At 47.7% G+C, this 9214-nt stretch carries 9 protein-coding genes; 1 reads left to right on the top strand and 8 read right to left on the bottom strand.

Features of this window, described 5'->3' with window-relative positions; translation table 11 throughout:
- On the top strand, positions 1–185 hold a 185-nt coding region (locus QZ942_RS03915; RefSeq protein WP_292993383.1), incomplete at its 5' end, for an IS3 family transposase.
- Between the two features lie 195 nt (positions 186–380).
- On the opposite strand, the gene ftsZ is transcribed toward QZ942_RS03915, so the two are convergent.
- The 8 genes from ftsZ to ftsW form a co-directional block, all read right to left on the bottom strand.
- Positions 381–1532, bottom strand: coding sequence for a cell division protein FtsZ (ftsZ, locus tag QZ942_RS03910; RefSeq protein ID WP_292993382.1), 1152 nt, complete (start codon positions 1530–1532; stop codon positions 381–383).
- A gap of 68 nt (positions 1533–1600) precedes the next feature.
- A complete protein-coding gene (ftsA, locus tag QZ942_RS03905) occupies positions 1601–2839 on the bottom strand; it encodes a cell division protein FtsA (protein ID WP_292926220.1) in 1239 nt (412 codons plus the stop codon).
- Positions 2840–2859: 20 nt separating this feature from the next.
- Positions 2860–3636 carry a cell division protein FtsQ/DivIB gene (locus tag QZ942_RS03900; RefSeq protein WP_292993381.1) on the bottom strand — a complete coding sequence of 259 codons (777 nt, stop codon included), beginning with the start codon at positions 3634–3636 and terminating at the stop codon, positions 2860–2862.
- On the bottom strand, positions 3626–4543 hold the full coding sequence (locus tag QZ942_RS03895) for a D-alanine--D-alanine ligase (RefSeq protein WP_292926222.1): 918 nt from the start codon (positions 4541–4543) through the stop codon (positions 3626–3628). The genes QZ942_RS03900 and QZ942_RS03895 overlap by 11 nt, the downstream gene beginning before the upstream one ends.
- The gene (gene murB, locus QZ942_RS03890; RefSeq protein WP_292993384.1) at positions 4543–5499 is read right to left on the bottom strand and encodes a UDP-N-acetylmuramate dehydrogenase; all 957 of its coding nucleotides are present in this window, start codon (positions 5497–5499) and stop codon (positions 4543–4545) included. The genes QZ942_RS03895 and murB overlap by 1 nt, the downstream gene beginning before the upstream one ends.
- A gap of 46 nt (positions 5500–5545) precedes the next feature.
- A complete protein-coding gene (gene murC / locus QZ942_RS03885) occupies positions 5546–6973 on the bottom strand; it encodes a UDP-N-acetylmuramate--L-alanine ligase (RefSeq protein WP_292993380.1) in 1428 nt (475 codons plus the stop codon).
- Positions 6963–8054: an undecaprenyldiphospho-muramoylpentapeptide beta-N-acetylglucosaminyltransferase gene (gene murG, locus QZ942_RS03880; RefSeq protein WP_292993379.1), complete on the bottom strand. Its 1092-nt coding sequence runs from the start codon at positions 8052–8054 to the stop codon at positions 6963–6965. The genes murC and murG overlap by 11 nt, the downstream gene beginning before the upstream one ends.
- The gene (gene ftsW / locus QZ942_RS03875) at positions 8051–9211 is read right to left on the bottom strand and encodes a putative lipid II flippase FtsW (RefSeq protein ID WP_292993378.1); all 1161 of its coding nucleotides are present in this window, start codon (positions 9209–9211) and stop codon (positions 8051–8053) included. The genes murG and ftsW overlap by 4 nt, the downstream gene beginning before the upstream one ends.
- Between the last annotated feature and the right edge of the window lie 3 nt (positions 9212–9214).

Genomic DNA, 9214 nt, shown 5'->3' with positions numbered 1-9214 from the left:
TCTTTGGCAGCCTCAAGCAGGAACGTTGCCAATGGCGGCATTACCAAACCCGCTATGAAGCACAGCAGGACATTTTGCAGTATATCGCCGTGTTTTATAACAACCAGAGACTGCATTCATACCTGGATTACAAAAGTCCGAACCAATATGAAGCTGAAGCAGCAAAAACGATGAAAGTTGCTTAACTGGGGTGTCCGGTTTTACTTGACCAGGTCAACGTATTCACTGCTTAATAAATAAGTATTTTGAGTCTGTTTTAACGCCGCAGCGGCAACGCAGATAGACTTTCAACGCAGTCTCCTAGGCTTCCATAAACTTGTAAGAATAACCCTGTTGGTAATCCAACAGGGTTTCATCAAACTGTTTTCAACTTAATCTGACTAATCCGCTTGTCTTCTCAAAAAAGCCGGAATATCCATGGGATCAACGCCGGATTGACGCATCGCTGCTACGGTGGCATTGCTTCTTCTACCTGTCCGCATTACGGCTGGCTCTTCTGAGGAATAAATTGAATCTCTGTCATCGGTTCCGGTACGGTTATGGATAACAGTCAATGGTGTATTCTGGCTCTGGCTGACTAAACTGCCAAGCCCGGTCGCGACCATGGTTACGCGCAAATTATCAGCCATATTTTCATCAATCACTGTGCCCACAATAATGGTTGCATCTTCAGCGGTGAGATCTTTAATCGTATTCATCACTTCATGTACTTCGCGCATTTTCAGTGATTGACTGGCGGTGATATTTACCAAAATACCTCGCGCGCCAGCCAGGGAAATATCTTCTAGCAGCGGACTTGAGACGGCACGTTCTGCTGCAACACGCGCGCGATCAACACCCATCGCTATTGCGGATCCCATCATTGCCATACCCATTTCTGACATCACGGTTTTGACGTCAGCAAAGTCGACGTTAACCAAACCCGGACAATTAATGACTTCCGCGATACCGGCTACTGCACCATACAGCACATCGTTGGCGGCTTTAAATGCATCCAGCATGGAGATATCATTACCTAACACCATCATTAGTTTATCGTTAGGGATCACGATCAATGAATCAACGTGCTGTGAGAGTGCTTCCATTCCTGCCTTAGCGGCTACCAGGCGTTTTCCTTCAAATGCAAATGGCTTGCTGACAACAGCTACGGTTAGAATACCCATTTCTTTGGCAACTTGTGCGACAACGGGCGCTGCACCTGTCCCTGTTCCACCCCCCATACCTGCAGTGATAAACAGCATATCCGCGCCCTGAATCAACTCGGCAATCCGGTCACGATCTTCCAGTGCGGCTTCACGTCCAATTTCAGGATTTGCTCCTGCACCCAATCCTTTGGTAATACCTGTACCCAGTTGCAGTATTGTTGGCGCTTTATTTCCTTTCAATGCTTGTGCATCAGTATTCATACTGATGAACTCAACGCCTTGCATGCCATTCTGGATCATATGGTCCACTGCATTGCTTCCGCAACCACCAACACCAACAACTTTGATGACTGCCTCTTGAGTATCGTTATTCATGATTTCGAACATAATGTTTCTCCTTTAGTACATTGAAATTAAAGCCGCTTGACTGCAAATACAACCCTTGAAATTTCGAATTAAAAATTTCTTTGAAACCACCCCTTCATTCTGGAAAAAATCTGCTTGGCAGAACCTCCCTGCATTCTTGAACCCTGTTGATGCTGCATCTGCTCGATACCGGCCAGGATTAAGCCAATACCTGTCGAGTACCGAGGTGTATGGATCACTTCCTTTAAATTGCCATGATAATTAGGTAGGCCTAATCGCACGGGCATGTGAAAAATCTCTTCGCCCAGTTCCACCATTCCGCGTAATGAAGCAGATCCGCCCGTTATTACGATTCCTGAGGATAGTAATTCTTCAAACCCGCTGCGGCGTAGCTCGGCTTGCACCAGACAGTAGAGTTCCTCCGCGCGGGGCTCAATCACTTCAGCCAAGGTTTGTTTGGATAACTGGCGCGAACCGCGATTACCTACATCGGGCACTTCCACCATCTCTTGCGTATCGGCAAGACTTCTTAATGCACACCCGTAGCGGCACTTGATATCTTCAGCACTCTTTGTCGGGGTACGTAATGCCATCGCAATATCATTGGTTATTTGATCTCCAGCGATTGGAATGACTGCGGTATGCCGGATCGCCCCATGTGTAAATACCGCGATATCTGTTGTTCCGCCGCCGATATCCACTAAGCAGACACCGAGATCTTTTTCATCGTCGGATAAAACGGCCATCGCAGATGCCAATGGTTGCAAAATTAAATCTCGAACTTCCAGGCCGCATCGATGCACACATTTCACGATATTCTGAGCGGCAGATACTGCACCGGTCACAATATGCACTTTTACTTCCAGTCGTATACCGCTCATACCCACCGGTTCACGTACATCTTCCTGGCCGTCAATAATGAATTCCTGATTCAGGATGTGCAGGATTTGCTGATCAGCCGGTATGTTCACAGCCTTCGCTGCTTCCATCACCCGTTCCACGTCTTTTTCGGTGACTTCTTTGTCCTTAATGGGAACCATGCCATCTGAATTAAAGCCTTTGATATGACTGCCGGCTATTCCAGTATAAACTTCATGAATCTTACAATCCGCCATCAATTCCGCTTCTTCTAATGCGCGCTGAATTGCATTCACCGTTGTTTCGATATTGGCCACCACACCTTTTTTCAATCCGCGTGAAGGATGGCTGCCTAAACCAATCACCTCAAAGCCACCTTCTGGAATAACTTCCGCGACGATGGCCACAATTTTTGATGTGCCAATGTCGAGGCCGACAACCAAATTTCTATTTTCTCTCGCTTTATTCATCTAGCTCCATCTCCCTGGTCTCACGTTTCTCTCCTCGTACCGGATTTACGTGGTACATGCTGCATTACTTCAGGCATGCGAATAGCAAAACCATTTGGATAACGCAAATCGACATATGCCAACGGTTCTTGTTGATTTAGTCGAGCAATACTGTGGTTATATACTGAAACATAGCGAGTAAGTCTTTCCTCTATCTCATTTCGCCCTAACTCCAGTATTGTTCCGGTGTTTAGTTGAATACGCCAAGCATAGCGTGGGGTCAGGTTTATCTCCGCAATATGCTGTTGTAATGGCACCAGTATTTTATTGAAACGCGCATATTGCAGCGCGACTTCGTACGCACTGGCTTCATTGGGTCCGGTAAAAACAGGCAGATCCATTTCTACGCTAACCCGGAATACTTCGCCGTAAGTATTGACCAGTGCATGACTTCCCCAGTAGGCCAATGCCTGATGTTCTTCCAGTATTACATTCAGACCATTGGGCCATTTTCTGTTTACCCTGGCTTCACGAACCCAGGGTAATTTGATAAATGCTTCTCGCACGGCAGTTAGATTGACCGAAATAAAGTTTCCTTCCATTTCGTTTCTTACAAGTTGCTCGATCTGTTCATAAGTAATATTGTGTAACTCCGCATCATTTTTCTCTGCACCCTGAACAGCCTGCACATTAATTTCTTTAATGGGGAATAAGGGCGGTTTGATAAGCTGCAAACTGATTGCATACAAAACCGCCATCGCTACTAAAGCAAATAGTATCTTTGCTAACAAATCCAAAGCGTGATGGTTATTCCACATGAGATAAATCCAATATTCTCAAAACCAGATCCTCAAACGAAATTCCAGCCGTCCTGGCTGCCATCGGTACCAGACTATGGCTAGTCATTCCAGGCGAAGTGTTCGCCTCGAGAAAATAAAATTGATTGGTTTGACTCAAGATCAAATCAACCCTTCCCCAACCCTGACAACCCAACACCTGATAAGCCCGCAATGCTTGACTCTGGATTATCGATTCCAATTCATCCGGTAAACCGCTTGGGCAGAAGTATTTCGTCTCATTCGAGAAATACTTGGCTTGATAATCATAAAGCTCACCGGCAATTTCAATTTTCACGACTGGCAGTGGTGTTTCTCCCAGAATAGCAACGGTTAATTCCGTTCCTGCAATGAATTCTTCAGCGAGTACCAAAGCATCATGCTGTGCTGCCAATTGATACGCTGCTGCCAAATCCTGCTGGTGATGCACTTTACTCAAACCAATCGTGGATCCTTCCCGCGCTGGTTTAACAATCAGCGGTAATCCCAAGGTTTCAGCGACTTGTTCAAAATTACTGTCAGCTTGCAACAATTCATAGCGCGGCGATTGGATACCTGTTGCCTGCCAGATCAATTTGGTGCGCCATTTATCCATGGCGAGTGCACTGGCCATGACACCGCTACCGGTATAAGGCAATCCCAGCCATTCCAGCACACCCTGGATTGTGCCATCTTCACCAAAACGTCCGTGCAGCGCGATAAATGTTCTATTGAATCCTTGATGTAAAAGTTCTTCCAGTGCTTGCTCTGCCGGATCAAATGGATAAGCATCGACACCACCTCTACGCAGTGCATCCAGAACAGCTTGCCCGCTTTGCAGTGATATTTCACGCTCTGCAGAACGGCCGCCGAGTAGAACAGCTACTTTGCCGAAGTTGTGCGTTATCACTACGTAAGCCTCCTGGCATCGCCGATGATCCGGACTTCCTGGTGCAACTCGATAGCCGTTGCTTTTTTAACCCTGCTTTGCACCATCAGGATCAAGGCTTCAATATCCGTAGCTGTGGCGGTGCCGGTATTGACAATGAAATTGGCATGTTTGGGTGAAATCATGGCACCGCCGATACTACATCCCTTCAAACCACAGGCTTCAATTAAACGCGCTGCATAATCCCCCGGGGGGTTGCGGAATACTGAACCCGCGTTCGGTTGATTGAGCGGTTGACTGTCGATGCGTTGCGCCAGCAGTTGCTTAATGCGTTGTCGAGATTCTGTCTGTTCCCCATGCGGCAATCTGAGATACCCGCCGGCAAACCATTCTGGCTCAATCGTGCTGGTCAATTCGTGTTGCAGTTCTACGCTGCGATAGCCAATCGTGTACTCACTCGGTTGGCGAATAAATACGTGTCCGCTGCGATTAATAATCTGTGGTTGAGCAACAATTTCCCAAATCTCCGATCCATAGCACCCGGCATTCATTGCCAGCGCTCCGCCTACTGTACCCGGTATCCCTGCCAGAAACTCTGCGCCGGCCAGATTATGTCTGGCGGCAAATCGCGCAACTTTCGCACAGGCCACACCGGCGCCTGCATAAATGAGTCCGCCGGATTGATTCTGCTCAATCAATCGCAAATCATTTAATTGTGCATGCAGTGCTACCACCGTACTACGTAAACCGCCATCCCTAACCAGCAGATTGCTGCCCAATCCGATGACAGTAATGGATTTATGAGGAGACCCCTGCAGGAGATTTGCAAAATCATCCAGATCTGCCGGGATGTAATAATGGTCCGCATGTCCCCCAACACGCCAGGAAGTATGCTTGCTCATGGGTTCATCGGTACGCATTTCACCACGTAGAACAGGCATGTCCGCATCACCGGTCAATAGATCGGTTACTGACATGGCAAACCTTGTATTGGGTGACAAACTGGTCATTTCCCATTGATTCTCAGTATTCATAACCATTAACAACAATCAACTTATTCCCCATTTGGGCGATATGCGGTGCTACTTTTGCCACAGAACCGGCCCCCATCACCAGCACAACATCGTCATCTTGCACAGCATCCAGAATTGCTGACGGTAAATCATCCACTTCCTCAATATAAATGGGTTCCACTTTTCCTTGTACGCGGATTGAGCGTGCCAATGATTTACTATCCGCTGCGACGATAGGATCTTCACCTGCCGGATAAACTTCTGTGAGTAACAACACATCAACTTGAGATAAAATCCGGGTGAAACCCTCGAACGCATCTCGGGTACGTGTGTAGCGATGCGGCTGAAATGCCACTACCAATCGCCGGCCAGGAAAGGCACCGCGAGCTGCTTTGATGGTTGCTTCCATTTCAGCCGGATGATGACCATAGTCATCAACAAGCGCAAAGCTTTTCTGCGCGGAGAATTTAATTTCTCCGTATTGCTGAAAACGCCTTTCCACCCCTTTGAATTCTAATAGTGCCTTGACAATCGCCCCATCCGGCACACCGATCTCGTTGGCAACCGCAATTGCCGCCAGTGCATTCTGTATATTATGTAAGCCGGGTAAATTCAAGATGATATCCAGTTTACGAGCTGAACCATTAACGCCGACCACGGCAGTGAACTTCATCTGATGATTTGCGTGCTGAATATTGATGGCGCGGACTTGAGCATCTTCGGACAACCCATACGTGGTAATAGGTTTCGTAATAGCTGGCATCACTTCACGCACATTGGCATCATCTACACACACCACGGCCATTCCGTAAAAGGGCAGGTGCTGTACAAATTCTACAAATGTTTGCTTTAGCCGGTTGAAGTCATGACCATAAGTTTCCATATGATCTTCATCGATATTTGTCACCACGGTCAGAATTGGTTGCAAATACAAAAATGAAGCATCCGATTCATCTGCTTCGACGACAATGAATTCACCACTTCCTAATTTCGCATGACAACCTGCCGCTTCCAGTTTTCCACCGATAACAAATGTAGGATCCATATCTGCCGCCGCCAGTATGCTGGCAATCAAACTGGTAGTGGTAGTTTTGCCATGCGTGCCGGCAATTGCTATGCCGCTACGTAACCTGAGCAATTCCGCCAGCATCAAGGCGCGTGGCACAACCGGAATATTCTTGTTTTTGGCTGCAATCACTTCAGGATTGTCCGGTTTGACTGCGGTCGAGATAACCACCACGTCTGCCCCGGCTATCTGCTGGCTTGTATGACCGGCATACACCTTTATACCCAGTTTGGCCAAGCGTTGAGTCACCTGATTGTCCATCAGATCTGAGCCGCTGACCTGATAACCCAGATTAACGAAAACTTCGGCAATACCGCTCATGCCCGCGCCGCCGATACCGACAAAATGAATGTGTTTAACTTTATGCTTCATGCAGCGCTCCACTCAGTTCAATACAGGCCTCAGCCACGATTCGGGTTGCTTCCGGTTTTGCCTGACTACGCGCAGCGATTGCCATACCGAGCAATTTTTCCCGTGTCAAATTTGCCAGCAATTCTGCCAGGTTCTGCGCAGTCAATTCACTTTGTGGCAATAACATGGCAGCGCCATGGCTAGAAAGAAATCTGGCATTACTGGTTTGATGGTCATCCACCGCATGTGGATACGGCACCAGTATGCTGGCGACGCCTGCTGCGCTTAATTCCGCAATGGTCAGTGCGCCGGCACGGCACAATACCAGATCACAGGCGGCGTAGCGTTTTGCCATGTCATCGATAAATGCGATCACTTCTCCGTCCAGCTGTAGTTCTTCGTAAGCCTTCTTAACGGTTTCCAGATTTGCGGTACCCGCTTGCTGCACCACCACTGGACGCTGATTCTCCGATATTAATTTAAGCGCTTGCGGCACAATGGTATTCAAGATTTGCGCACCCAGACTGCCGCCTACGACAAGCAAACTCAATTTTCCCTGCCGACCGAGGAAGCGTTTTTCAGGCGCTTCTATTTGTGCTATCTCTGAACGTACCGGATTGCCAGAACATACTGCTTTTTCTTGATCAGCCTGAATGGTATCCGGAAATCCGAGAAAAATTTTATCCGCTAGCTTCGCCAGAACTTTATTGGTTAACCCCGCTACCGAGTTTTGTTCATGAATCACCAATGGCTTATTTAACAGTGATGCCATCATGCCGCCGGGGAATGCCGGATAACCGCCCATGCCTAGAACCACATCAGGCTTCACGCGCTGAATAATCCGGACACTCTGCCAGAACGCTTTGAGCAAACGTAGCGGCAGCATCAACCAGGCAGCCAAATGCTTACCCCGTAACCCGGAAAAACTAATCACTTCGGTTTCATAGCCATGTTGCGGTACCAGCTTTAGTTCCATTCCTGCTTCAGTTCCTAGCCAAACGACGCGCCATCCGGCTTGCCGGAGATAATCGGCTACCGCCAATCCCGGAAACACATGCCCTCCGGTGCCGCCTGCCATAATCAGAATGGTAGGTGTGCTCATACGTTAAGCCCCCGCAACCGCTGGCGGTTTTCCCAATCAATCCGTAGTATTACTGCTAATGCAATACAATTTGCTGTGATACTGCTGCCGCCAAAACTTAGCAACGGTAACGTTAATCCTTTGGTGGGTAAAACGCCCATATTGACGCCCATATTGATCAATGCTTGTACACCGATCCAGATGCCAATTCCTTGCGCTACCAAGGCCGAAAAAGGGTTGCCGAGTTTTGCTGCCAGCCTGCCGATGATAAAAGCGCGCATGATGAGCCAGATAAACAATACGATTACTGCAGCCACCCCAGCAAACCCAAGCTCCTCAGCCAACACCGAAAGTAAGAAATCGGTGTGCGCTTCAGGCAAGTAGAAGAGTTTCTCGACACTGCCTCCCAAACCGACACCAAGCCATTCGCCGCGGCCAAATGCGATGAGTGCATGGCTCAGTTGATAGCCTTTTCCATACGGATCCGCCCAGGGATCCATAAATGCAACTACTCGAGCCATCCGGTATTCTGAACTCAAAATTAGTTCGTACAAACCAATTGCCAGAATACCAATCAGCGCAATGAATATTTTTAAACTGACACCCCCCAGAAACAGGATAGACATAACCAGCGTGGTTACTACAAAAAATGCTCCAAAATCGGGTTCCAGTAATAATAAAAACCCCACGATGGATAGAACTACTGTGATTGGAAGAAATCCTTTCAGGAAAGAATTTAAATCGCCTGCTTTGCGACTAACATAGTCAGCGGTATACAACACCATGAAAAGCTTTACAAACTCAGAGGGCTGAATATTCACCACATAAAGTGAAATCCAGCGCTGACTGCCATTGACTTCATGACCAATACCGGGCACTAGAACCAGCGCCAGCATCAAGACACTGATCATAAAAAAATAAGTGACATATTTCTGCCATATCCGCATGGGTACCTGAAAGGTAACCAATCCCAATAGCAATCCGACAGCCAGATAGGCACTGTGCCGTAATAAATAATAACCGGCACGGTCGGCACCAAATTGCGCCTCTGCAATCGCAATGGAGGCTGAATAGATCATGATCAATCCAATACTCAGCAGTAGCACAACCGACCACACCAGCGCCTGATCAAAATCGGCCAGAACCCTTTGCTTCTGATTGTTTGCTTGATAGATCATCAG

Source organism: Nitrosomonas sp., from assembly GCF_021731985.1.
Lineage (GTDB): Bacteria > Pseudomonadota > Gammaproteobacteria > Burkholderiales > Nitrosomonadaceae > Nitrosomonas.
This window is presented reverse-complemented; position numbering and strand designations above follow the sequence as displayed.